At 64.0% G+C, this 22,089-nt stretch carries 23 protein-coding genes; 8 read left to right on the top strand and 15 right to left on the bottom strand.

The window, feature by feature from the left end; genetic code table 11:
- Positions 1-4 precede the first annotated feature (4 nt).
- The 5 genes from C2138_RS04475 to C2138_RS04455 are packed head-to-tail and all read right to left on the bottom strand — an operon-like array spanning position 5 to position 4,065.
- Positions 5-814: a thymidylate synthase gene (locus C2138_RS04475; RefSeq protein WP_108515868.1), complete on the bottom strand. Its 810-nt coding sequence runs from the start codon at positions 812-814 to the stop codon at positions 5-7.
- 45 nt (positions 815-859) lie between these two features.
- The gene (locus tag C2138_RS04470; protein ID WP_199220509.1) at positions 860-1,303 is read right to left on the bottom strand and encodes a hypothetical protein; all 444 of its coding nucleotides are present in this window, start codon (positions 1,301-1,303) and stop codon (positions 860-862) included.
- Positions 1,300-2,064, bottom strand: a complete 765-nt coding sequence (gene dapB, locus C2138_RS04465) for a 4-hydroxy-tetrahydrodipicolinate reductase (RefSeq protein WP_108515866.1) — start codon at positions 2,062-2,064, stop codon at positions 1,300-1,302. Before dapB ends, C2138_RS04470 begins: the two co-directional genes overlap by 4 nt.
- A gap of 47 nt (positions 2,065-2,111) precedes the next feature.
- Complete coding sequence (locus C2138_RS04460) at positions 2,112-2,714, bottom strand: histidine phosphatase family protein (protein ID WP_108515865.1); 603 nt, start codon at positions 2,712-2,714, stop codon at positions 2,112-2,114.
- 7 nt (positions 2,715-2,721) lie between these two features.
- A complete protein-coding gene (locus C2138_RS04455; RefSeq protein ID WP_108515863.1) occupies positions 2,722-4,065 on the bottom strand; it encodes a M16 family metallopeptidase in 1,344 nt (447 codons plus the stop codon).
- Between the two features lie 443 nt (positions 4,066-4,508).
- On the opposite strand from C2138_RS04455, the gene C2138_RS04450 reads away from it, so the two are divergent.
- Positions 4,509-5,105 (top strand): TetR/AcrR family transcriptional regulator, encoded by a 597-nt coding sequence (locus C2138_RS04450; RefSeq protein WP_108515861.1) that lies wholly within the window; start codon positions 4,509-4,511, stop codon positions 5,103-5,105.
- 17 nt (positions 5,106-5,122) lie between these two features.
- Here C2138_RS04450 and C2138_RS04445 read toward each other — a convergent pair whose 3' ends face one another.
- A complete protein-coding gene (locus C2138_RS04445; RefSeq protein WP_108515860.1) occupies positions 5,123-6,037 on the bottom strand; it encodes an aldo/keto reductase in 915 nt (304 codons plus the stop codon).
- 91 nt (positions 6,038-6,128) lie between these two features.
- Between C2138_RS04445 and C2138_RS04440 the strand changes: the two genes are divergently transcribed.
- Positions 6,129-6,434, top strand: a complete 306-nt coding sequence (locus C2138_RS04440; protein ID WP_108515858.1) for a hypothetical protein — start codon at positions 6,129-6,131, stop codon at positions 6,432-6,434.
- 70 nt (positions 6,435-6,504) lie between these two features.
- Here C2138_RS04440 and C2138_RS04435 read toward each other — a convergent pair whose 3' ends face one another.
- Positions 6,505-8,784 (bottom strand): polyribonucleotide nucleotidyltransferase, encoded by a 2,280-nt coding sequence (locus C2138_RS04435; protein ID WP_108515856.1) that lies wholly within the window; start codon positions 8,782-8,784, stop codon positions 6,505-6,507.
- 296 nt (positions 8,785-9,080) lie between these two features.
- Here C2138_RS04435 and C2138_RS04430 point away from each other — a divergent pair, with 296 nt between their 5' ends.
- Entirely contained in the window at positions 9,081-10,253 is a 1,173-nt protein-coding gene (locus tag C2138_RS04430) for a baeRF11 domain-containing protein (protein WP_108515854.1), read from the top strand.
- 208 nt (positions 10,254-10,461) lie between these two features.
- Here the strand turns inward: C2138_RS04430 and C2138_RS04425 are convergent, their stop codons facing one another.
- Positions 10,462-11,097, bottom strand: coding sequence for an FMN reductase (locus C2138_RS04425; RefSeq protein WP_108515853.1), 636 nt, complete (start codon positions 11,095-11,097; stop codon positions 10,462-10,464).
- Positions 11,098-11,099: 2 nt separating this feature from the next.
- Positions 11,100-12,230, bottom strand: a complete 1,131-nt coding sequence (locus C2138_RS04420) for an LLM class flavin-dependent oxidoreductase (protein ID WP_108518793.1) — start codon at positions 12,228-12,230, stop codon at positions 11,100-11,102.
- A gap of 156 nt (positions 12,231-12,386) precedes the next feature.
- Between C2138_RS04420 and C2138_RS04415 the strand changes: the two genes are divergently transcribed.
- The 4 genes from C2138_RS04415 to C2138_RS04400 all read left to right on the top strand — a co-directional run bounded on the left by C2138_RS04415 (position 12,387) and on the right by C2138_RS04400 (position 16,398).
- The gene (locus C2138_RS04415) at positions 12,387-13,052 is read left to right on the top strand and encodes a hypothetical protein (protein ID WP_199286569.1); all 666 of its coding nucleotides are present in this window, start codon (positions 12,387-12,389) and stop codon (positions 13,050-13,052) included.
- On the top strand, positions 13,049-14,944 hold the full coding sequence (locus C2138_RS04410) for a YhgE/Pip domain-containing protein (RefSeq protein ID WP_108515851.1): 1,896 nt from the start codon (positions 13,049-13,051) through the stop codon (positions 14,942-14,944). The genes C2138_RS04415 and C2138_RS04410 overlap by 4 nt, the downstream gene beginning before the upstream one ends.
- 75 nt (positions 14,945-15,019) lie before the next feature.
- The gene (locus C2138_RS04405; protein ID WP_233245630.1) at positions 15,020-16,102 is read left to right on the top strand and encodes a M4 family metallopeptidase; all 1,083 of its coding nucleotides are present in this window, start codon (positions 15,020-15,022) and stop codon (positions 16,100-16,102) included.
- Between the two features lie 23 nt (positions 16,103-16,125).
- A complete protein-coding gene (locus C2138_RS04400; RefSeq protein WP_108515849.1) occupies positions 16,126-16,398 on the top strand; it encodes a protealysin inhibitor emfourin in 273 nt (90 codons plus the stop codon).
- Positions 16,399-16,416: 18 nt separating this feature from the next.
- On the opposite strand, the gene C2138_RS04395 is transcribed toward C2138_RS04400, so the two are convergent.
- The 3 genes from C2138_RS04395 to C2138_RS04385 all read right to left on the bottom strand — a co-directional run bounded on the left by C2138_RS04395 (position 16,417) and on the right by C2138_RS04385 (position 18,228).
- Positions 16,417-16,917 (bottom strand): adenine phosphoribosyltransferase, encoded by a 501-nt coding sequence (locus C2138_RS04395; RefSeq protein ID WP_108515847.1) that lies wholly within the window; start codon positions 16,915-16,917, stop codon positions 16,417-16,419.
- A 249-nt stretch (positions 16,918-17,166) separates the two neighbouring features.
- Positions 17,167-17,436 carry a 30S ribosomal protein S15 gene (rpsO, locus tag C2138_RS04390; RefSeq protein ID WP_108515845.1) on the bottom strand — a complete coding sequence of 90 codons (270 nt, stop codon included), beginning with the start codon at positions 17,434-17,436 and terminating at the stop codon, positions 17,167-17,169.
- Between the two features lie 84 nt (positions 17,437-17,520).
- On the bottom strand, positions 17,521-18,228 hold the full coding sequence (locus C2138_RS04385; RefSeq protein ID WP_158268852.1) for a lysoplasmalogenase: 708 nt from the start codon (positions 18,226-18,228) through the stop codon (positions 17,521-17,523).
- A 93-nt stretch (positions 18,229-18,321) separates the two neighbouring features.
- On the opposite strand from C2138_RS04385, the gene C2138_RS04380 reads away from it, so the two are divergent.
- Positions 18,322-19,101, top strand: a complete 780-nt coding sequence (locus C2138_RS04380; protein ID WP_108518789.1) for an SDR family NAD(P)-dependent oxidoreductase — start codon at positions 18,322-18,324, stop codon at positions 19,099-19,101.
- A 46-nt stretch (positions 19,102-19,147) separates the two neighbouring features.
- Here C2138_RS04380 and C2138_RS04375 read toward each other — a convergent pair whose 3' ends face one another.
- From C2138_RS04375 to C2138_RS04365, 3 genes are all read right to left on the bottom strand, one after another.
- Positions 19,148-19,969, bottom strand: a complete 822-nt coding sequence (locus C2138_RS04375) for a nuclease-related domain-containing protein (protein WP_158268851.1) — start codon at positions 19,967-19,969, stop codon at positions 19,148-19,150.
- A gap of 277 nt (positions 19,970-20,246) precedes the next feature.
- Positions 20,247-20,903 carry an alpha/beta hydrolase gene (locus C2138_RS04370; RefSeq protein WP_108515840.1) on the bottom strand — a complete coding sequence of 219 codons (657 nt, stop codon included), beginning with the start codon at positions 20,901-20,903 and terminating at the stop codon, positions 20,247-20,249.
- Entirely contained in the window at positions 20,900-22,069 is a 1,170-nt protein-coding gene (locus tag C2138_RS04365) for an acyl-CoA dehydrogenase family protein (protein WP_108515838.1), read from the bottom strand. The genes C2138_RS04370 and C2138_RS04365 overlap by 4 nt, the downstream gene beginning before the upstream one ends.
- Between the last annotated feature and the right edge of the window lie 20 nt (positions 22,070-22,089).

Raw genomic sequence — 22,089 nt, 5'->3', positions numbered from 1 at the left:
CCGGTCATACCGCGACCGCCCCTCGGATCGCGGGATGGTGCGTGTATCCCTCGATCGTGAAGTCCTCGAACTCGTAGTCGAAGATGCTCTCTCGACCCGGCGCGATGACCAGCTTGGGCGCCGCATACGGCTCGCGGGTGAGCTGTTCCGTGACCTGGGCGACGTGGTTGTCGTAGATGTGGCAGTCCCCACCCGTCCAGACGAAGTCGCCGACCTCGAGTCCGGCCTGCTCTGCCACCATGTGGGTGAGCAGGGCATAGCTGGCGATGTTGAAGGGAACGCCCAAGAACAGATCGGCGCTGCGCTGGTAGAGCTGGCAGCTGAGCCGCCCGTCGGCAACATAGAACTGGAAGAGGGCGTGGCATGGGGCAAGTGCCATGGACGGGATATCGGCGGGATTCCAGGCCGAGACGATCAGCCTGCGAGAATCGGGGTTCGAGCGGATCTGCTCGATGACATCCGAAATCTGATCGATCTGCTCGCCGCTCGGCGTGGGCCACGAGCGCCACTGAACTCCATAGACGGGGCCCAGCTCGCCTGCGGCGTCGGCCCACTCATCCCAGATCGTTACGCCGTGCTCCTTGAGCCACGAGACGTTGCTCTCGCCGCGGAGAAACCAGAGAAGCTCGTAGGCGATCGACTTGAAATGAACCCGTTTGGTCGTGATGAGGGGAAACCCCTCCGACAGGTCGAATCGCAGCTGGCGGCCGAAAACACTGCGGGTTCCGGTGCCCGTGCGGTCGCTCTTGTGGCTGCCGTTCGCGAGAACATCGCGAAGCAGGTCTTCATAGGGGCTGGGGATCGTCGCGCTCATCGAGACCGATGCTACCGGTCGCGGCGACTTACGGGGAGCACCACGTCATCGACTCGAACGTTCAAGCGCAATAGCCCGGCGAACCGATGAGCGCGCCCTCCGCCGATCGCCGCAGGCATCGTAGGCAACGCCTAGGCGAAGCCACGCCTGCCAGCTTTCGGGCTGAGCCTCAACCTCGGCCTGGTATCGGGGAAACGCAGCATCGGCTGCGGCACGGTCGGGCCGACCGCTGACATGAACGGGCACAGCATCGTCGGGCGCATCGCCTGCTTCTTCGAGCTTGCTCAGGAGCCGTTCGCTCCTCAACCCGAAGAGGATTTCGCTCAGCATTCCCCACAGGGCCAGCAGCGGAAGAATGGCCAGCGCAACTCCCATGGCGATGACGACGCCGTCGCCGCTTTGCATCATGACCAGCGCGAGCCGCCCTACCGCAACGATGTACAGCAGGAGGAGAGCCGCCATAACGATGACGCCGATTTTCTTGGTCACGCGGTCACCGCCCCGGCTGCCTGCTCCGTGCCATCGAGGTCAAGAAGCTGCTCGAGACCGACCGTGACTCCCCTCGCGTCGCGGAGCGCGCCGATCGCCACTGTGATGCCGTGCGCATAGGCATCCTGCGAGAGCGTGTCGTGCGCAACGGAGAGAACCTCGCCGGTCCCTCCGAAAATGACCTCCTGGCGAGCGACAACGCCCTGCAGTCGCAGACTGTGGATCGGGATGCTCGCCACCTGCTGACCGCGAGCGAGCTGGTCGGCGTGCGGTGCGCTTACGGGGCCAAGATCTTCCCGTGCCTTGGCCATGAGCTCAGCAGTGCGAACGGCGGTGCCGGAGGGTGAATCCACCTTTGCGGCGTGGTGAGCCTCGATGATCTCGATCGAATCGAAGAAACGGGCCGCCACGGTCGCAAGCCTGGTCGCGAGGACCGACCCGAGTGAAAAGTTCGGCACGATGATGACGCCGGAGTCAGGATGCTGCTGCACAGTTGCGCGCAGGGAATCGATGCGGTCGGCTGACCACCCGCTCGTGCCGACGAGCACATTGCGACCATTCTCAAGGGCGAAGGTGACGATCTCCGGGCTCACCGCAGGGTTGGTGACATCGACAACAACATCGGCCGCCAGCATCTCTTCTCGCGGCGACGACGAGCCGAGCCGGGCCACGAGTTCCCACGCGGGGTTGGCCTCGATAATGCCCGAAACGAGCTTGCCCATTCTGCCGTTTGCGCCGACAACGGCCACAGTGAGAGTCATAGGTCAAATCTACCAACCAGGTGCGGCGCCCGGGTTCTCGCCCTGACCTAGTAGGGCTGGTCGACGGGGAGTCCCGTTCGAAGCTCGGCGGGGAGGTGCCCCAAATCGTTGTGGGTGATGAGTTCTGGCGATTTCAGCGACCTAACCCTGATGATGGTGAGCCCGCAGTTGGCCTGGTTGATGCTCATCCATCGCCACGGCGGCGCACCAAGAGTCTCGCGAACGAACCAGGCGATCACGAAGTTGTGCGTGATGAGAAGCGTGTGCCGGTCATCCAATGACGGAGTCATCCATTCGTCGACGGCGTCGGCCATTTGCGCCTCGCCCGCCTCGATCTGGGCTTCGGTGACAGACCCGAAGAACGGCTGGAACGTCGATGGCATGTCGGCCGCCGGGCCAGAGGGGATGCAGTCGAAGAGCAGCGCTGACGGCTCGGAGGAAATCGCGGGCAGCCGGTCGGTGATGGCGAGGGCCGTTGCCTCCGCCCTCTGCAGGGGCGAATGCCACGCTCCCGTGAAGGGCACACCGCTCAGCCGGTCTGCGATGAGGGTGGCCTGACGCTGGCCTCGGGCCGAGAGCGGACCATCGGGTAGTCCGTGCTCGGCATGCTGTTGCTCGCCGTGGCGGACGAGATAAATAAAGTGGGACATCGTTGTCCTACGCTCCTTCTGCGGTGATGAACATGCCGTCGGCGACACTGCCGACGGCTGCAAGAGATACGGGGCGCGAGGCAAGCTCCGCGCCTAGATCGGCAACATCGTCGATCGTCACGAGCGAGAGCCGGCGAAGCGCCTCGTCGAGATCGACAAACTCCCCCATCGTGATCTCGGCGCGACCAAGGCGCGACATGCGGGTGTCGGAATCTTCCAACGCGAGTGCCGAAGCGCCGCCCATCTGACCGACCGCCCGATCCAGCTCCGACGGCAGGATGCCTCCGGTTCCGATCGAGCGAAACTCTTCGAGCATGAGAGCAGCGACGCTTTCGGCCTTAGCCGGAGAACACCCCGCATACATGCCAAGCACGCCAGCGTCGGAGTAGCTGGGCGAAAACGAGTACACCGAATAGGCAAGCCCGCGACGCTCCCGGATCTGCTGGAACAACCTCGACGACATGCCGCCACCCAAGACTGAATTGAGCACAGAAAGCGTGCTGCGCCGCGCATCCGTTGCCGCAAGTCCGCGAACACCCATCAGGATGTTGGCCTGCTCGCTAGGGCGGGGCACGATCAGCGTCGACGATGCGGTGGCGGGAACCGCCTGCTCAGCATCGCGCCGCGGTGCAGGCTCTGCGTGAGTATCGAGATCCCAACCGCCGAGGGTGAGATGCCGCTGAACCGCTTCGACAAGTTCGTCGTGGTCGACTGCGCCCGCAACCGTCACCACGAGCCGGTTGGGTGAGTAGTTGCGCCGGTAGTGGTGCCAGACGCCCTCCCGAGTCGCCTCGCGAATGGTCTGCGGGCTGCCGCCGATGGGGCGTCCGAGGCTGTGATCGCCGAAGAGGGCCTCGAAGAACCGCTCGCTCGCGACATCGCCCAGGTCATCTTCTGCCATCGCGATCTCTTCGAGGATCACCTCGCGCTCGGTTTCGAACTCGTCGGGATCAATCACCGATGAGGTGATCATGTCGGCGAGGACCTCGATCGCCATGGGTACGTCACTATCGCGAACCCTGCCGTAGTAGCAGGTGTACTCCTTTGCGGTGATGGCGTTGTGCTCACCGCCGACCGCATCGAAGCTCACCGCAATATCGAGCGCCGTGCGCTTGTGGGTGCCTTTGAAGAGCAGATGCTCAAGAAAGTGGGTTGAACCGTATTCGTCCGGAGCCTCATCCCGGGAGCCCGCAGTAACCCAAAAGCCGATGGTCGCGCTGCGCGCTCCAGGAACCCGTTCGCTCAGAATGCGAAGGCCGGAGGGGAGAACGCTGCGCCTCACGAGGCATTCGCCAGCGGCCATAAAGGATTGTTCGCCCGCCACGAGGGGAAGCGTCGTTGCACCGGTCATTGTGTCGAGCCTAGGCCACGCTGCTGAACACCCCGGGCGTTTTGCACAGTGACAAGGCCCGACGCGGCGCTGAATCAAATGCACCCCAGAAAACCAAAAATGTACCCCGGTTGCCGGACAAACAGAGCTGTCTGTCCCCTCTGGCCTTGCTACTGTTGAGCCATCGGAGGAACCGGTTACCCGGCCGAAGAATCCGAGCCCGTTACCCGAAGGCGGGCGGCCTGCACCAAGGCCTGCAAGACATTGAGACCGACCCATCGCGAACCCGAAACGCGAGGCGCGCAGGCAGAGAACCCGATTCTGTGAGCACGCCACTCGGATTCAGTGATACCTAGCCGGTTGCCCGAGGGCGTCACGCCGAGGTAGTGCAAGACTCCGGTCTTGTCGCCCGGCGTGACCCCGAGGGCTCGGAGGCTCCATCCTTTTTTAGATAGGACGCTTCAATGTCGATACACGAGGACAGATCCGCTGAGCTGCCGATCTTCGCCCCGGGGCCCGGAGCACGATCCCGAATTCTGGCAACGGCCTCTCGGCTGTTCTATTACGAAGGCATCCGCGCCGTCGGCATCGACCGCCTGATCAGCGAATCCAGCGTGACCAAGGCGACCTTCTACAAGCATTTCGGCGCAAAAGACGCCCTCATCCTCGCCTACATGCAACTCGTTCACGTCGACACAGTCGAATCGATCACCGCTATCCAATCAAGCGCGGGCAGCCCCGTGGACACCCTGAGGGGCCTGATCGACGAGATCAGGCAACGCGCAGACCGAGCAGACTTTCGTGGCTGCGCCTTTATGAACGCCTCCGTCGAGTTTCCCGACAGCGGGCATCCGGTTCGCTCGATCGTCAATATTCACCGCGACTGGTATTCAGAGTTTGTTGCCGAGCAGTTCCGGCTCGCCGGACACCCGCTCGCCGGGGACGCAGCCGACGAGTTCGTCATGCTTCGAGACGGAGCCATGGTCGGGGGCTACATGGGTGATCGCATCGCCACCACCGCCGCCCTCTCGCGACTGGGCGAGCGCCTTCTCGCCGCTTAGGCCCTAGGTCCCCCGCGTTACGCCGAGACAGCGTCGAGAGCCGCCATCTGGCTGCGCGTGAGCGCAAGGTACCGAGCAGCGGCCAGATCGACGATCTCGTCCACGGACTGAGCCGAGAACAGCGCGGCCGAAACTCCCGGCTTCGAAATAGTCCAGGCCGCAGCCACCCGCCCGACCGAGACACCGTGTTCGGACGCGATGCTCGTGAGCTTCTCCAGCACCCGTGTACCCCGCCTGCCGGCAAAAACCGCGGCGCGATCCATGCCCGCGATCATGGGAACGGTGATCGGCCCCGTTGCGCGCCCCGAAAGAAACCCGTGGGCGAGGGGGCGGCGGGCGAAGAAACCGATGCCGAGTTCCTCCGTCGTAGCCGCGACCTCGTTCTCGAAAACCCCGCGGGCCATGAGACTGTAGTCGTGAACGGCCGCCACGAGCGGCGGATAGCGCGACTCGAGCGCGTTGCGCTGCATCGCTCTGACCCGAGCCGAGGAATGCCGAAGAACGGCGACGTGCCTGACCTTGCCCGCGCGATTGAGCGCATCAACCGCTTCGAAGGTGTCATCGATTGCGACCGATGAGTTGGTGCCGTCGAGCGTGAGGATGTCAATGTGATCGGTGCCAAGCCTGCGCAGCGACGCCTCCGTGGCCCTAGTGACCATGCGGGGAGAAAGCCCGGGCCAATCCGGATGCCGCCCCACAGTCGTTGCCACAACAAAGCGTGAGCGATCTGGCTGCGTTCGCAGCCAGGAACCGATCATCACCTCGCTTCTGCCCCCGGCATGGTGATCGGCCGTATAGATGAGGTTGCCCCGCGAGTCGGCAAACGCGTCGAGCATGGCCGCGGCGTCGCGGGCGCCAGACTGCCAGCCGAAGACTCCCCCGTCGATGCCGACGGGAAAGACCTCGAGGCCGGAGTGCCCCACTGTACGCATAGGCAGATTCTATGAGGCGCGGAGGCTGGTATCCGAACGCGGAGAGTGGCAGCGTTGAGGGCGAGGCCCGTCCGAGGGGTGGAGGTGCAGTGTGTCAGACCCGCAGAAGGTAACCAACCAGAAAGCACTCAGAACCGACAGCGGTAAGACGTGGCTGGTCGTCGCGGCCATAATCGCCGGGCTCAGCATCGTCATGCTGTGGGCGATGCGGGAATTGCCGCCCCTGGGTGCGGCCACCGCGGGGCTCGTCACGACCGTGGTGCTCTACCTGGTGATGGTCGCCGTTCGGTTCGGGGTGGAAAACATCCGAGTGAGGCTCGCCCTGCTTGCCGCCCTGACCATCAGCATCGTTATTGGCTTTATGGTCGTGGGCTGGACCATCATCCTGAGCTCGTAGTGACCGTGCAGACGACGAATGCCCCGCCCTCACCAGGAGAACGGGGCATCCGTAGACACTGCGGTGGTGATTAGCCCTCTGCAGGCGCCTCGGTCGACGTAGTCGTGACAGCAGAACCATCGGTGTCTGCAGCTTCGGTCTCGTCCTGAACGGGCTCGAGCGAGAGCTTTCCACGGTCGTCGATCTTGGTGATCTGGACCTGAATCTTCTGGCCGACGGAGAGCACGTCCTCGACGTTCTCAACACGCTTGCCACCGGCAAGCTTGCGAACCTCGGAGATGTGCAGGAGCCCATCGCGACCCGGCATCAGAGACACGAAGGCGCCGAAGGTGGCGATCTTCACGACGGTGCCGAGGAAGCGCTCGCCTACCTCAGGGTTGAGCGGGTTAGCGATCGCGTTGACCGCGGCACGAGCAGCCTCGGCCGACGGTCCGTCAACGGCACCGATGTAAACGGTTCCGTCGTCCTCGATCGAGATGTCGGCTCCCGTGTCGTCCTGGATCTGGTTGATCGTCTTGCCCTTCGGGCCGATCAACTCACCGATCTTGTCAACGGGGATCTGCACCGCGATCACGCGGGGCGCGGTCGGGGCCATCTCATCGGGCTCGTCGATTGCCGACGTCAACACGCTGAGGATTGCCGTGCGGGCATCCTTGGCCTGCTTGAGCGCGCCATCAAGAACAGACGACGGGATGCCATCGAGCTTGGTGTCAAGCTGGATTGCGGTGATGAACTCGCTGGTACCGGCGACCTTGAAGTCCATGTCGCCCAGAGCGTCTTCTGCACCGAGAATGTCGGTCAGAGCCGCGTAGCGGGTCTCACCATCGATGGTGTCGGAGACGAGGCCCATGGCGATGCCGGCAACGGGTGCGCGCAGCGGCACACCGGCGTTGAGCAGCGACAGGGTCGAGGCGCAGACAGAACCCATCGAGGTCGAGCCGTTGGAGCTGAGCGCCTCGGAGACCTGACGGATTGCGTAGGGGAACTCCTCGCGGCTCGGCAGAACCGGAACGAGGGCGCGCTCGGCGAGGAAGCCGTGCCCGATCTCGCGACGCTTCGGCGAACCAACGCGGCCGGTCTCGCCGGTCGAGTAGGGCGGGAAGTTGTAGTGGTGCAGGTAGCGCTTCTTGGTGATCGGGCTCAGGGAGTCGATCTGCTGCTCCATCTTGAGCATGTTCAGCGTGGTGACACCCAGGATCTGGGTCTCGCCGCGCTGGAAGATCGCCGAACCGTGAACGCGCGGGATGACCTGAACCTCGGCGTCGAGCGGACGGATGTCGGCAAGGCCGCGCCCGTCCATGCGGACACCCTCGGTGAGGATGCGGTCGCGAACGACCTTCTTGGTGACCGACTTGTAGGCGGCAGACACCTGACCGTTGGCCTCGGCGGGCAGCTCGCCAGCCTCGACCTTGGCGGCGATTGCCGTCTTGACCTCGGCCTTGAGTGCGTCATCCGCATCCTGGCGCTCGACCTTGGCTGCGATCTGGTAGACGTCCTTGAGACGGTCAAGAGCGAGAGCAGAAACGGCGTCGTAGGTGGCCTGGTCGTACGCGGTGAATACCGGGAACTCCTGGATCTCCTTGGCCGACTGAGCAGCAAGCTCAGCCTGTGCCTTGACGAGCTGCTTGAGGAACGGCTTCGACGCCTCAAGGCCCTGGGCAACGACGGCCTCGTCGGGCTTGGTTGCGCCCGCCTTGATGAGGTTCCATGAAACCTCGGTGGCCTCGGCCTCCACCATCATGATGGCGATGTCTTCGTTGCCGTCCTTATCGGTGACCAGGCGGCCAGCGACGGTGAGATCGAAGACGGCATTCTCGAGCTGCTCAACGTTGGGGAATGCAACCCACTGGTCGCCGATGAGCGCGAGGCGGATGCCGGCGATCGGGCCGCTGAAGGGAAGCCCCGAGATCTGGGTCGAAGCGGATGCCGCGTTGATGGCCAGCGCGTCGTAGAACTCGCCGGGGGCGATGCTCAAAACGGTGATGACGATCTGGACCTCGTTGCGGAGACCGTCGACGAACGACGGACGCAGGGGCCGGTCGATGAGACGGCAGACGAGGATGGCTTCGGTTGAGGGGCGACCCTCGCGGCGGAAGAACGAGCCGGGGATCTTGCCGGCGGCGTAGGAACGCTCTTCGACATCGACGGTGAGCGGGAAGAAGTCGAATCCTTCACGCGGGTGCTTGCCGGCGCTCGTGGCGCTCAGAAGCATGGTGTCCTCATCGAGGTAGGCGGCTACTGCGCCCTGTGCCTGCTGCGCGAGGCGGCCGGTCTCGAAACGGACCGTGCGCTTGCCGAACTTGCCATTGTCGAGAACGGCTTCAGCAAACTTGATTTCTGGACCCTCCATTAAGGGTTTCTCCTTTGTTTTACGTCGCCCCCCGTGTGGGCGCGACTCATACATCGGAGCAGGAGCGGGCAGTCAGGGGCGCGCGCGATATGCGCGAGCGCCGGGCTCTGGCCAACAGTAGAAAATCACCGTTTCGCCCTGTGCGATACGGGAACTCACCACCGGTGACCAGCCTCATGCCGGCCTGCTCCGTTTGGTTCTTGCTCTGGTTGCATCTCTGCAACCTCGCCAAGCCTACCAGCGACCCCCTGCGAGAGCCAGGATCGCCGCGAGCGCGGAGTGTTCCTAGGAATCCCATGAGCGTTCTCCCCGCGTATGCCGGTGAAACCTACCGTGGAGCCATGACCGCAACACTCACCTATCAGGACATCGTTGAACTCGCTGGCGAACGATCGGAGGCGAGCGTCTCCATCATCCTGCGAACCACGCCGTTCGCCGCAGAACGAGAACGCTTAGAACTCGAATACAAAGACGCCCTTCGGGAGGCGGATCACCAGCTCGAGGCTGCAGGAGTCGACGTGCGGCAGAGGCGTGCAGTGCGGGCGGCGCTTGACTCCGTGACCAGTGAGGAGTTTTGGCTGAACCTCTCAGAATCGATGGTGCTCTTTGCCAACCCGGATGGTGCCAGAGAATTCCGAGTGAAGAACCATCTGACCAACCGCACCTCGGTCGGCGACAGGTTCGATGTCGGGCCGCTTCTTCGGTCGATCGCGTTTAGTCACGCAGCGTACGTCGTGGCCGTGAGCGAAGGCGGTGCCCAGCTCGCTGAGCTGTCGCCCGATGAGGGGGTCCACGAGGTCCCGCTCACACTGCCGGATGACATCCACACCGTTCTGGAATACACCTCGGGTGACGGGCAGCGAGACCGTGGGCGTGCATTGGGAAGCACGGGCGAGAAGATCGAGCTCCGCAAATATTGCCGCATCGTGCAGGATGCCGTAATCGCTGCGATGGCGGAGCACACCGAGCCGTTGATCCTGGCCGCATCGAGCGAACTGCAGCCGGCCTATCGCGAGGCGAACACCTATGAGAATCTGCTGCCAGAGGCGATCGAGGAGAACCCCGCTGCTCTCTCTCTGGCGGATCTGGAAACCAAGGCGAGGGCGGTTCTCGACGAGCATTACGCCGCCATCTTGACATCGTGGCGAGAGCGCTTTGGCACCAAAGCAAACCACGGTCGCGCCTCGGCCGATCTCGCGACGGTTGCCCGCGCTGCTACCGACGGAGCCGTCGAGGAACTGCTATTCGACATCGATGACACCCAGGAGGGCACGATCGATGACACGGGTGCCCTCGCTCTGGCGAAGGAACCGAGTGGGAGAACCAACGGCATCGTGGATGAGATTGCGCTTCGAGTGCTTCGCTCGGGCGGCAAGGTGTGGGCTGTGCGCCGTGCGGACCTACCGGGAGAATCCTCGGTTGCCGCCGTAATGCGGTATCCGCTCGACGAGCAGGCACCGCCCGCGTAGTCCGAGACAGGGACGGGATACAAGTCGCGCGTCCGGAATGCCCCACCCCCGTGGGATTCCGGACGCGCGGGCCTTGTGGCTTAAGCGTCAGCGTCCCAGCGATCAGATCTGCGACGGTGCCAGCAGCAGCCAGCATATTATCGATCGAGACATGCTCGATACCACGCCGTCCGCCGGCGTCATATGCAGTCCCCCGCCCGTGGCCGCGCTAGTCGATGATGTAAGACCCTGTCGGACTGAACGACGCATCGAGCGCGAACGGGTCTCGCACCGTGCTCGACCGGGTTGAGTCGGCGACGAGCGGAGCAAGCTCCTTCGCCGCACGCTCGATGCGGCTGCCGAGGGTTTTGACCTTGTCGCCCGCGTCGCCCCAGTCCGACGATGCGGCGAAAACGCCGGTCGGAGTTACGACCGCGTGCAGGTAGGTGAACAGCGGACGCATCGCGTAATCGAGCACGAGCGAGTGGCGCGGCGTTCCTGCCGTCGCCCCGATCACGACCGGCATATCGACGAGAGCCTGGTTGTCGATGACATCGAAGAACGACTTGAACAGGCCGCTGTAGCTCGTGGTGAACACGGGAGTAACAACAATGAGTCCATCGGCACTCGTAACAGTGTCGATGACCTCCTCAAGCTTGGGGCTCGGAAAGCCCGTGAGCATGTTGTTGGTCACGTCCTGCGCTGTGTCGCGCAGCTCGAACGTGTCGACATGAGCCGTGATGCCCTGAGCCTCGAGCTCTGCCACGGTCGCCGCCGCAATACGGTCGGCGAGCATCCGGGTACTCGATGGCTTGCTGAGCCCTGCCGATACGACGGCGATGCGTCGCGTTGCTCCCTCGGTCATGGCTAGACCTCCGAACTCTGGTAAGCGGATTTGGCCTGGTCTGCCGCGTGCTCAACGGCTGCCGCGGCAGCTGCGAGACGTGCAGAGTGAGTCGGGGCATCGGGAACGTTCGCTGGCCTGTTCTTGGCGAACTCCTCGCGAAGAGCGGGGACCACTTCGCCGCCGAGCAGGTCGAGCTGCTCAAGCACAGTCTTGAGTGGGAGTCCGGCGTGGTCGATGAGCCACAGCTGACGCTGATAGTCGCCCACGTAGTCGCGGAATCCGAGTGTGCGGTCGATGACCTCCTGCGGACTACCCACCGTGAGCGGCGTCTGCGAGGTGAACTCTTCGAGACTCGGGCCGTTTCCGTAGACCGGCGCATTATCGAAGTACGGGCGAAACTCGTTGATCGCATCCTGCGAGTTCTTGCGCATGAAGACCTGCCCACCGATACCGACGATCGCTTCAGCGGCCGTTCCGTGACCGTAGTGCTCGAATCGCTGGCGGTAGAAGCCGACCATCTTGGCCGTGTGTGATCCCGGCCAGAAGATGTGGTTGGAGAAGAATCCGTCGCCGTAGTAAGCGGCCTGCTCCGCGATCTCTGGACTGCGGATGCTGCCATGCCACACGAACGGAGGAATCCCGTCGAGCGGGCGCGGCGTCGACTGGAAACCCTGCAGCGGCGTGCGGAACTGACCCTCCCAGTCGACGAACTCTTCGCGCCACAGGCGGCGAAGCAGCGCATACTTCTCGAGCGCGAGCGGGATGCCCTGGCGAATGTCTTCGCCGAACCAGGGGTAAACGGGGCCAGTGTTGCCACGGCCGAGCGTAAGGTCCATGCGGCCGTCAGAGAGATGCTGAAGGACGGCGTAGTCCTCGGCGAGACGCACGGGATCGTTGGTCGTAATCAGGGTCGTCGCGGTCGAGAGGATGAGGCGCTCGGTCTTGGCAGCGAGCCAGCTGTTGATGGCGACGGGGCTTGAGGGAAAGAACGGTGGGTTGTGGTGCTCGCCCATGGCGAAGACGTCAAGCCCAACCTCTTCTGCATGCTGCGCGATCGTCAGCACGTCTTTGAGACGCGAGGCATCGGTGGGGGCGCTGCCCGTTGTGGGATCGACGGTGATGTCACCGACGCTGAAGATACCGAACTGCATCTGGGTGCTCATCGCGCTGTCCTATCTTGATACGTTTGCATTGATATTCGTCACAACGCGACCGAGCACTCTGCTATTCCCAAAACCCGATGACAACACCCCAGCCTCCAGACCTACACTGAGCGGGCCACGCGCACCATCGCATCGGGAGGTCTCGTGATCGTCACACTAACCGAGGTGAGCAAGGGCCGGCACGGCTCAGCTCTCCCCGTAATGTCGGCAGCGTTCCGCAGTAACTCTGCGACACTCGCCGTAGTAGAGACTGCCCAACGCCCGAGCGTTCTCGGGCTCATCGCGTCGGGCAGAATGCGCCCGGATACCGGTGGCGTGACCATCGATCACTCCACCGATGCGCCAGAGCTGCGCAGGCGGGTTGCCCTGATCGACGCACCCGAGGTTAACGACCCGTCGGCCGAGATCACGGTGTTCGCCGTCGTCGCCGAGGAACTCATGTTCGCCGGGCTTCCGGCGGGGCCGCGAGCAACGGTTCGCGCCCTGCATGAACTCGGCGTAACAGAATGGCGATCCTGGACCATCGGAACGGTGCCCCCGATTGTTCGCATCCGGCTTCTCACCGAGCTGGCGGTGCTGCGCGACGACGTTGAGGGGCTCGTCATCACCGCGCCAGACCGGCACGGCGGGGACCCCGCCCACTGGTGGCAGCGTTCACAAGAACTCGCTGCCCGGGGTTATGCGGTGTTGGCAATCGCGGGCGTCGCCTCGGCGACCGCACTCGGAATCGCGCCAGAGCCTGATCAGGTGGCGACGCCGGACGCCGAGAGCGGCGATGACGACGCCACCCCACAGGAAGGCACACCGTGAAGATCCCGGCAATGATCGCCGCAGAGTTTCGGAGGCTGGTTCGCAAGCCCATGGCGTTCATCGCCCTGGTCGCCCTCGGAATCGTGCCCCTGCTGTATGGCGGGTTCTACTTGTGGGCCAATCAGGACCCCTACGACCGCCTGGGGCAGATCCCCGTCGCGCTGGTCGTGGCCGATCGCGGTGTCACCTCCGATGGCACCTATACAAACTATGGGGACCGCATCGCCACGAAGATCCTTGACTCCAATACGTTCGACTGGCACAGGGTCTCCGCCAAGGAAGCGGCACAGGGCGTCGACGATCAGCGATTCGACTTTGCCGTGACGCTCCCCCGGGGTTTCTCAGAAGCCATCGCCTCGTCCTCAACCGATGACCCCCGCCAGGCAGAGCTCGTTCTCACGACGAACGATGCCAACAGCTATCTCGGCACCACGATCGGCCAACAAGCGATTAAGACCATCACGAACGACATTGTGGCGCAGGTGAACGAAGAAGCAGCCTCAACCTTTCTCATCTCCCTCTCGATCATTCGCACGAGCCTCTCCACCGCGAGCGACGGGGTAACGGAGCTTCTCTCTGGAGCACAGACGGCCTCGGCTGGTGCCACGGAACTGGCCTCTGGCACCACACAGCTGGCAAGCGGGTCGGCCACCCTGCGCGATGGCCTCGGCCAGCTCGCCTCCGGCACCGCCTCGCTTCCCGCAGAAAGCACCGCACTAGCCAACGGTGCGGCCGAGGTCGCCTCGGGCAACCAGCGCGTCGCCGCCCTCGGCGACCAGGTCAGCGCGGCCTCCTCCGATGTGATCGCGAGTCTGCAGCCGGTGCGAAACGAGATTGAACAACGACTCTTGACCTCGGGACTCACCCCCGCTCAGATTGCCGAAGCACTGACTGTTCTTGACGATCTCAACGCCGCAGTGCAGAACGGCGACGCCAGGCTCAAACAGGCCGTCGGCCAACTCGACACCCTTGCTGCAGGATCAAGCGAGGTCGCCGCGGGGGCACGGAGGCTAGCGCAAGCCGCTCCGACGCTCACCAATGGCATCCAATCTGCCGCGGCGGGCTCAGCGGAACTCGCGACGGGTGCGTCCGAGGTCAATTCGGGCGCAGCGGAACTCTCATCAGGGCTGCCGCAACTGGTTTCTGGGCTGGCGACGCTCCAATCGGGGCTAGCCGATGGCATCCAGCGAATCCCTGAGACCACGGAGCAGCAGCGGGCAGCTCAAGCTAAGAACATTGCAGACCCCGTCACCGTGAAAACCGCAGCAGTCGCGGAAGCGGGAACCTATGGAGCAGGGCTCGCCCCCTTCTTTATGGGGCTCGCTGCCTGGATCGGCATCTATGCGCTATTTCTCATCATCAAGCCCTTCTCTCGCCGTGCCATAACTGCCCTGCACTCCCCCGTTAAGATCGCGATTGCCGGCTGGTTGACGCCCACCATGATCGGGGTGCTCCAGATGATCGGCCTGTTTGTCATCGTGGCCGTTGTTCTGGGGTTCAAGGTCGAGAATCCCGCAGGAACCATCGGCCTCATGGTGCTGTCATCGGCAACGTTTGCCTCGATACTCCTCGCCCTCAATATCTGGCTCGGCAGTGTCGGGGAGTTTCTTGGGCTCGTGATGATGGTGCTTCAGCTCGTGACCGCGGGCGGAACTTTTCCCTGGCAGACCCTCCCTGCCCCGCTCGCCTTTATCCACCATCTGTTACCCATGTCCTACACCGTGGACGGGCTCAGACAGCTGATGTACGGAGGAAATCTCACTGACGCGATAAACGATGCCTGGGTGCTCCTTGCGTGGCTCGCCACAGCGCTGGTGGTCGCCTCACTCGGTGTCGCAAGAATGACGCGCTTCCGAACGCTCGGAGACCTGGAGCCGAGCCTGATCGGCTAGCTGCCTACCCGAGCGTTTGCCGGGTATGCCCGCGCCTGGCCCAGCTACGTCGGTGGCCGATGTGAAGATACATCAATGCCAGCCACCTCCGCCCCCCGCTCGCCGGTACCCATGTTCGTTGTTCCGCCCTACTTGCTCGCACACCTCGCGAGCGCCGAAGACCCCCGGTTCGAAGCCGCGGCGACAGCAGCACGGCACGCGCTGGAAACCGATCCAGGGATTCGGCAGGGTCGACTGTCGCAGCATCCTTCCGCGGTGGCCCCCGAGCTAGAGCACCCAACTGCCGCGACGCAGTCCGAGCCCTATCGGCGTATCTTCGACGCGAAAAACAGCACAGAGCTGCCGGGAGTCCTCGTGCGCTCCGACGGCGGTGATACTGCACCCGGCGACATTGCGGTAACGGAGGCCTGGGATGGCCTGGGCGCGACCCACACGCTCCTGCTCTCCGCCGTTGGCTGGGCCTCCGTAGACGGCAACAACGCGCGACTGGATGCCACAGTTCACTACGGCAACCGCTATGACAATGCATTCTGGGACGGAAGCCGCATGGTGTTCGGCGACGGCGACGGGGAGGTCTTCGGGCGGTTCACTGCCTCCCTCAGCGTTATCGGTCACGAACTCGCCCACGGCGTGATCGAGACAACAGCGGGACTCGCGTATCAGGGGCAATCGGGGGCGCTCGCCGAGTCAATTGCGGATGCCATCGGCGCCATGGTCGAACAGCACACCCTGCGCCACACCGCCGACGAAGCCAGCTGGATCATCGGCGCCGAGCTCTTTACCGACCTCGTCCAGGGCGAGGGGCTGCGCAACATGCTCAACCCGGGAACGGCCTATGACGACGACGTGATCGGCAAAGATCCCCAGCCAGCGCACATGACTGACTTTGTCGTAACGGACGCCGACAACGGCGGAGTTCACCTGAACTCAGGCATCCCCAACCGCGCGTTCGCCCTGCTCTCACGCGATCTCGGCGGGTTCTCCTGGGAGCGTGCAGGAGTCATCTGGTTCGACGCCCTCACGAGCGGGCTGCCTAAGACGGCGACGTTCACTCGCTTCGCCACCTCGACCGTCACAGCGGCCGCTGCGCGATTCGGCAGCGGTTCACGCGAACAGGTGGCGGTCGAGTCTGCATGGCAGAGTGTGGGGGTGCTCTGACGCGACGAATCAGGAGGGTGACGATGAAGGTGACGGTGACGCGCCACGGCGGTTTTGCCGGAATTACCCGCACCTGGACCGTCGACATCGATGACCTGCCTGATGCCGCCCAATGGCGCAAGCTCGTCGACTCCCTGCCCTGGGATTCTCCCGCCAGCGCCCCGCAGCCGGACCGTTTCGTCTACAACGTCACCTGCAACCAGCGACGAGCCGTGCTGCCAGAGGAACATCTCACCGACGACTGGCGCCGCCTGATTAGCCTCGTGCAGGGAGAACCGCAGCCTCCCCGGCGTTAGCTGAGCTCGAAGCGCTCGCTAGAGCGTGACGATCGCGTGCAGGTCGAGTTCCGCAAGTCGCGTGCGCCCGCCGAAGCCATTGAGCTCGAGCACGACACCGGCACCCGTAACCGTGCAGCCCGCACGCTGCAGCAGCGTAGTCGTGGCTGCGACGCTGCCGCCCGTTGCGAGCACGTCGTCGAGAATGAGAACGCGCTGACCACCGGCGATATGGTCGGGTTCGACCTCGAGAGCGGCCTCCCCATATTCAAGCGAGTAGTGCTCGGTGATAACGCGACCGGGGAGCTTGCCCGCCTTGCGCACGGCGATAACGCCGACGCCGGCGCGGTAAGCGACGGCGGAGGCGAGCATGAAACCGCGAGCCTCGACACCAGCGACCGCATCGAACCGCCCAGCGAAAGCATCCCCGAGCTCGTCAATCACCGCACGAAATCCGTGCGCGTCGGCCAGGACGGGCGTCAGGTCGCGAAACAGCACCCCCGGCTCGGGGAAGTCGGGCACGGAGGCCAGGAGAGACATAACGAGTGGAGCGGCGGACTGGGGGGCGACTGTATCGTGCACCTAACAACGCTACCTTCTCGTTGCTGGGTCTTCTGCCGATGAACCCGCTCGCGGCTCACGCCCTCGCACGAACACCACGCCCTCGCACAAACACCGAGCCCTGACACAAACACAAAGGGCCGCCACCCTAAGGTGACGGCCCAGTGAAGAAGATCGCGGTGTCAGCAAAGACTCCTCAGCGAGGAGATCTGACGACGACTCCTGAGGTTAGCGACGGAGACCGAGGCGCTCAATCAGCGAGCGGTAGCGGTTGATGTCAACATCCTGCAGGTAGCCGAGCAGTCGACGGCGCTGGCCGACCAGGAGAAGGAGGCCACGACGCGAGTGGTGGTCGTGCTTGTGCTCCTTGAGGTGCTCCGTGAGGTCCTTGATACGACGCGTCAGCATCGCGATCTGAACCTCGGGGGAACCCGTGTCACCTGGGTGGGTTGCGTACTCTTCGATGATCGCCTTCTTGACGTCTGCTTCGAGTGCCATAGATGGGATCCCCTTTCTCTCGTTGCGCGGTGCCGGTCACAGTGCGTGCCAGCTCTCTTTATCCGCGGCCGTTTGACGGCAACCTCAAGAGTTTAGCACTCTCTCCTTGCGTGGCGATCCCCACGCAGAGGGCACCCCGCGCTTGAGTACGATGAGCGCCCCGGCAACGATGAACCCCTGCGCAAGGATGTATGTCGCCATGATCACAATGTCGGGAACCGGCAGCTCGATGCTCGGCATAAATCGATTGAGGGCGAGCACTGTGTCGGAGACGACAAAGAGAAAAGCGCCACAGGCGACCGCCGGATGCGACCCCAACGCCACGGATGCCATGCCCCCGAGGACAAGACCATAGATGGCGAGCGGCCATACGAGCCAGCCAACGTTGGGAGCCAGCAGAGCAACCAATGCGATCCACCAGCCGGCATAGGCCAAGGCGACAAAGGGAATCCTTCGCACCCTCAGTGAGGACGAAATGGCGACGATGTAGACCACATGAGCTGCGAGAAAAAAGATGAGCCCGAGCAGGAACATGAGCTCACCCGGGATTACCAGAGCAAAGTCTCCGCCCCAGGAGAGAACGAGGGCGCTGAGCAACAGGTACCCGACGACGCTGCGCCGTGCGGGAAGCAGAATCAGCAGCGCCAGGGCGAGGGCTGGCATGAGCATGATCTTGGTGACCACGCCCACTTCGCTCGCGCCCAGGATGAGAGCGCTGAGGTGTACGAGCGAAACAAGCCCATAGGGCGCGAACGCCAGGATGGCGCGGCCCGACGGCCGTGTGAGAAGCATGATGCGAAGCGTAGTAGCTCCACGCCGCGCCGGACACGAGCGACAGGCCTCTACCCTCATCGCTCTCGCCTGGGTCGAGTAGCGTAAGGCAGCATGACCGACGAGCTCACTCACATCCATGGCCGGGCCTTGATCACGGGTGCGACGGCTGGCCTCGGGCAAGAGTTTGCGGAGCAGCTCGCTGCGCGGGGTAACGATCTCATTCTCGTTGCCCGCACTCCCGAGCGCCTTGAGGCAACGGCTCGCGATCTGGCCTCCCGTCACGGCGTATCAATCGAAGTGATCGCTGCCGACCTGGGCAACCCGCACGACCTCGCCATCGTCGAGGCTCGCCTCGCGGATGCCACGAGGCCGGTTACCACCCTTGTCAACAACGCGGGGTACGGGCTCAAAGCACCATTTCACGAAAACCCCGTCGAAAAAGAGGCACAGCACCTCGCCGTTCTCGTAGCCGCTCCGATGCGGTTGATGCACGCCGCGCTCGGCCCGATGCGGGCCCGTGCATCAGGCACCATCATTAACGTCTCGAGCGTGGCGGCCTACACGCCGCGCGGCAGCTACGGCGCTGCCAAGGCCTGGGTGCTGAGCTTTAGCCGGTGGGCGAACCTTGAATACCGCCGCGACGGAGTGACGGTGACCGCCGTGGTGCCCGGGTTCGTGCACACGGAGTTCCACGACAGGATGAGGGTGCGCACCGATACGATTCCCCGCGTGCTGTGGCTCGACCCGCCCCTTGTCGTGCGGTCGACCCTGAGGGCAGCCGATCACGGCCGTGCCGTCGTCATCCCGTCGATGCGATACCGCATGGTTGTGGCGCTGACGAAGGTTCTGCCCGACCGGCTTACCGCGGCGGGTTCCCTGCACCCGCGCTAACGAGCCAAATCCGCGCCTACTCACCACCCACGGAGAACGCGGGCGGTCAGTTGCCCATGATGATGGCAATCGCGAGGGACACCGCACCACCGGCGAGCGCGACGGCACCGCCTGCCGCCCACATTCTGCGCACCATCCTCGCGGCGACGAGTTCACGCCGAATGGACTCGAACGATTCGACCAACGCCACGCTCTCTGGCGACGAAAATGGGTGGGCTTGCCAGGTTGACTCAGTGGTTGCCGCGTCGACCATCATGCGGATCTGGAGGGGTCCGAGAATCACGGGTCTGCGCGAAATCCATCGAGTGAGCTGCGACGACGCAACCACATCCACATCGCGAGGTCGACCTGTAACAGTGATGCTTTCTGGTTCGACCACGGCAATGACACCGATCACGGAGACGGGGAAATCAACCGCAGCCGAGAGGGCCGTCTCAGCCTGACCAACCGCGAGGGTGACCTGCCGCAGATGAGGGAGCCGGTGACCCGCCACGATAAGTGATCGCTCAGATACCCACACATCCTGACCCGAGAAGCTCGCCGCCCGCACCGCATAGACGCCGCCGGGCCCGATGACGAGGTGATCCACACACGACTGGGACTCGGCATCCCGGATGGGAACAGAGTGCACGACCTTCCAGCCGTCGGCCAGCCGAGCGAGGGCACGCGCGACCTCTACCTCGCCGAGGGCCGCCCAGAGCCACGAGCGACTGTGCACGGTGAGTGGGCTGCGACCGAAGATTTTCTGAATCGGCGTGCGCTGCGGCGCCTCTCCCTGGGCTCGAAGAAACTCCGACGTCGCCGAACGCCTCTTATCTGGCGCAGGGTCGTCTGGCGGCACCTCGTCGAAGTGCAAGTTCGGGTTCATGCTGATCGATTCTCCTGCCGGCGCGGGTCCCCCGACACGACCTCGAGGCGTTGGTGTGGTCGTGGGGTAAGCATTCTGCCGGTATGCACCGCCTTCCATCCCCCACTCGGGGGTAATTGTGGCCTGCGTGCGAGCAGCAGGGCCAACATCCGAGCAGGTATTCGCAGGGATTCGCCGGGGCGGACTTGATCTGTGCCGTGTGGGGGCGCATCCTTTAACCAGATCAACTCATCGTCCGGAAGAGCCGCACCAAGTGCCGCACCGGGCGATGAGTCCGTTAAGGGGTGCTTGTTCCGACGAGCGGTGCCAGAAAGTCGCGGACGTCCTCGATCTCTTCCATAACGATCCCGTGGCCGGCCCCCGGATACTGCCTCACCGTGAGGGTGCTGTGCTGCGGCAGCCACCGGCCCGTGAAATCCGTAGCCGCCAGCGGAATTACCGGGTCAGCGGTGTCGCGCCCCCAGAAAAGCGGCGGTCGCAACGCTGGGAGCGTTGCGTCGTTCGGCACATTGCCGGGCACGACAAACCCTGAGAGACACACATACGCGGCACAGCGCTCGGGATCGAACCTCATGAGGTGGGTAGCGAGGGCGCCGCCCTGACTGAAACCCACGACGGCAACGGGCCCTGACGGCTCGGCTCTGTCGAGCCACTCCAGCAGGCCGCGCGTCGCCGCAGCGACCCCGGCAGCGTCGGGAAGGCCGGGAGCGGCCGTGGGAAACCAGGTATACCCACCGCCGGGGAACGGCAGTGGTGCCCGCGGCGCGGCGTAAACGGCATCGGGCAGCAAGAAGGGCGCTAACTGCATGAGGTCTTGTTCATGGGACCCCCTGCCGTGAAGCAGCACGACGAGAGGGCGGCCCCGCCTCTCCCCAGCGGGATGAGACCACGCCACAACGGAATCGTCGACCTCGAGAACGGGGGTTGCGGTCATGTCGATAGTCCTTTGCTCGGTGCCTGGTCGGTTATCGGCCCCAAGATCGCGGTAGCGACGGTCGAATGCACAGAATCCTCATTGCTCGGGTGAAACCCTCCCGCAAGAACATCGCGATAAAGCCTGCCGAGCTCATGAGAGGACCGAAACGACGACCCGCCCGCAACCCGCACGGCCTGGTCGATGCAGAACCGGGCGGTTTCGGTTGCCCGCAGCTTGAGGCCGGTCAGCGCTCTGAACCATTGGTCTCCCCTGTCGACGAGGTCATCGATGTCGCGGGCGAGTGTGTCGAGCTGGGGTGTTAGCGCGTCGATGGCGATCGCGGCGTCGGCGAGCTTCCATCGCGTGATCGGATCTTGATCGGCCGAGATTCCCGTACGCAGCGACCTGCGTGACCGTGCGGCCTCGACGCCGAGCTCCAGACCGCGCTCGGCGATCCCTCGATACACCGATGAGACAAGAGTGAGAAATGTGGCGAAAATCGCGAAGACGATCGGATGCGCCGACGGACCAACCGGGCGGTGGCCGAAAACCCGGTCGGGGCGCGCCCGTGCTGAGCTGAGCCGGGTCGTGTTGCTCTGGCTGGCGCGCATGCCCACCGTGTCCCAGTCATCGACGATCTCGATGCCGTCGGTGCCGCGCTCGAGGAAGGCATGGACCAGCTGTGGCTGCGGCCCCGACGTGTCGATCCCAAACACTCCGAGTCGAGTCCACACGGGAGAGAGGCTGGTGAAGATCTTGGTGCCCGTGAACTCGTAGCCCCCGTCGTCGCGTGGTCGAGCATCCGTCGTGCTGCCGAACAGCACAAGATCGTTGCCGGGTTCGCTCACGCCGAAGGCGAAGATCTCCCCCGCCGCGGCCTCATGCAACACATAGGCCAAGGAGTCGTCGCCGCGGTCGAGGAGCACCCTGGCAACGCCCGTCCACACGAGATGCATGTTGATGGCGAGCGCGGTCGCTGGCGATGCTGCAGCCAGGCGCGACTGTTCCCTCGTTACCTGAGCGAATCCGAGCCCGGCCCCGCCCCATTCGACCGGCACAAAGGCTGCAAGGTATCCGGCAGCGGCGAGTTCGGCCAGATCCTCATGAGCGAAGCTATTGTCGTGGTCGTATCCGGCAGCCCGCAGACGGATGCGCTCCAGCAGGTCATCGGTAAGAATCGTCACCGCTCCAGCATGTCACGGTG

Origin of the sequence: Salinibacterium hongtaonis (assembly GCF_003065485.1) — a bacterium.
GTDB classification, from domain to species: Bacteria; Actinomycetota; Actinomycetes; order Actinomycetales; family Microbacteriaceae; genus Homoserinimonas; species Homoserinimonas hongtaonis.
The sequence above is the reverse complement of the archived record's forward strand: the minus strand, read 5'-3'. Positions and strand labels throughout refer to the sequence as shown.